This window comes from Candidatus Limnocylindria bacterium (genome assembly GCA_036523395.1).
Classification (GTDB): domain Bacteria; phylum Chloroflexota; class Limnocylindria; order P2-11E; family P2-11E; genus CF-39.
This window is the reverse complement of the sequence record DATDEH010000086.1, coordinates 1-1,904: the sequence shown is the minus strand read 5'-3', so window position 1 is coordinate 1,904 and position 1,904 is coordinate 1. Positions and strand designations below refer to the sequence as shown.

Sequence of the window (1,904 nt, the reverse complement as noted above, 5' to 3'; positions counted from 1 at the left end):
ACCTCGTCGGCGCGACGCATCGCGAGGCGGTACGCGTTGTCGAGCTCCTCGCCGTGCAGCGGGACGCCGAGCTCGGCGAGCCGCGCCGCGAGACCGGCGCGCCCGGAGAGCTTCGAGACGACGATCCGTCGCGCCTCCCAGCCGACCGACTCCGGGGTCATGATCTCGTAGGTCCGCGGGTCCTTGATCACGCCGTCCTGGTGGATCCCCGATGCGTGCGCGAACGCGTTCGCCCCGACGACGGCCTTGTTCGGCTGGACGAGAATCCCGGTCCGCTCGGACACCAAGCGGCTCGTGGGAACGATCCGCTCCGTCCGCACACGCGTGTCCGCGCCATACCAATCGGCACGGCAGCGGAGCGCCATGACGGTCTCCTCGAGCGAGGCGTTGCCGCCACGCTCGCCGATGCCGTTCATCGTGACGTGCGCCTGCGACGCGCCGACCTCGATCGCGGCGAGCGTGTTCGCGACCGCGAGCCCGAGGTCGTTGTGGCAATGGACCGAAACGCGGATGCCGCCGTTGTAGGCGGTGAGCGCGCCGCGGATCGCGAGCACCGTGCGCGCGAACTCGTCCGGCTGCGCATACCCGACGGTGTCGGGGATGTTCATGATCCGCGCACCCGCGGCGGCCGCGACTTGATAGACGGTGCCGAGGAAGTGGATGTCCGTCCGCGTCGCGTCCTCGGCGGAGAACTCGATCTCATCGGCATGTTCCATCGCACGCCGGACCGCGCGCTCGACGCGCAGCAGGCACTCATGCGGCGTGATGCGGAGCTTGCGCTCGAGGTGGATGTCGGACGTCCCGATGAACACGTGGATGCGCTTGCGCTGCGCCGGCGCGAGCGCCCTGGCCGCGGCGTCGACATCGGCGTCGGTCGCTCGCGCGAGTGCGGCCATCGTGACCCCGGTGACGTCCTGGGCGATCTGCCGCACCGCGGCAGCCTCGCCGTCGGATGCCGCGGGGAACCCGGCCTCGATCGTGTCCACGCCGAGGTCCGCGAGGGCGCGTGCGACCTCGAGCTTCGCTGCGGCGGTAAGGGCCGCACCGGGCGCCTGCTCACCATCGCGCAGGGTCGTGTCGAAGATCTCGATCTGTCGCATCTCGTTCCCCCTCTTGATCCGCTTAGTCCGCGGCCGCGACGGGCTCCGGCGGTCGCGCCGGCTCTGGACGCGCGGCTGCGCGCCCTGGTACTTCGCGCTTTGGAAGCCAAGGCATCATCTGGCGCAGGCGACGCCCGACCTGCTCGAGCGGCTGCTCCTGCTCCTTGGCGCGCTGCGCGTACAGGTTCTTGGCGCCGCTGCGGTACTCCGCGATCCACTTCTTCGCGTGCGTGCCGTCGCGGATGTCGCTGAGCACCTTCTTCATCTCGGCGCGCACGCGCGCGTCGATGATCCGCGGCCCGACGGTGTAGTCGCCGAACTCGGCGGTGTCGGACACGGAGTACCGCATGTACGAGAGCCCGCCTTCGTAGATGAGGTCGACGATGAGCTTCATCTCGTTCACGCACTCGAAGTACGCGACCTCGGGCTGGTACCCGGCGTCCACGAGCGTGTCAAAGCTCGCCTTCATGAGCTCGCTGATGCCGCCGCAGAGGATGACCTGCTCGCCGAACCAGTCGGTCTCCACCTCCTCCGCGAACGTCGTCGCGATGACACCGGCGCGCGTCGCGCCGACGCCCTGCGCGTACGCGAGGGCGGTCTGCTCGGCCTTGCCGGAAACGTCCTGATACACGGCGAGGAGCGCCGGCACGCCCTTGCCTTCCTTGAAGACCTCGCGCATGCGGTGGCCCGGCGCTTTCGGCGCGATCATCACGACGTCGGCCTCGGCATGCGGCTTCACCTCGCCGAAGTGGACCGAGAACGCGTGCGCGACGAGGAGCGTCCGGCCCTTGCCCATGTACGGCG

At 69.8% G+C, this 1,904-nt stretch carries 2 protein-coding genes; both read right to left on the bottom strand.

The features are described 5' to 3' along the window. Positions 1-1,100: 2-isopropylmalate synthase (locus VI056_11525; protein ID HEY6203658.1), on the bottom strand; the 1,100-nt coding region annotated here is incomplete at its 3' end. A 22-nt stretch (positions 1,101-1,122) separates the two neighbouring features. Beyond that, on the bottom strand, positions 1,123-1,904 hold a 782-nt coding region (gene ilvC, locus VI056_11520; GenBank protein HEY6203657.1), incomplete at its 5' end, for a ketol-acid reductoisomerase.